Raw genomic sequence first — 239 nt, forward strand, 5'->3', positions numbered from 1 at the left:
GAAGCGTATCGAGGGAAACTGCCTGACCAGCTACTTGAATACTGGCAAATACTCGGTTTTAGCGGCTTTGCCGATGGTTTATTTTGGCTGACAAATCCAGCGGATTATCAAGACATTCTTGACCGATTTTTAGAAGACACCCCGTTTGAGCAAGATGATATTTATTATGTTATAGCGCGTAATGCCTGGGGCAATTTAAAACTCTACGGTGAGAAAACCGGACATTCTGTGGAAATCAG

1 protein-coding gene is annotated in these 239 nt (G+C 43.1%); it reads left to right on the forward strand.

Annotated features, from left to right (window positions below):
• Window positions 1-239: GAD-like domain-containing protein (locus H5232_RS23865; protein WP_310736908.1), on the forward strand; the 239-nt coding region annotated here is incomplete at both ends.

This window comes from Pseudoalteromonas sp. SG41-5 (assembly GCF_014164495.1).
GTDB classification, from domain to species: Bacteria; Pseudomonadota; Gammaproteobacteria; order Enterobacterales; family Alteromonadaceae; genus Pseudoalteromonas; species Pseudoalteromonas rhizosphaerae.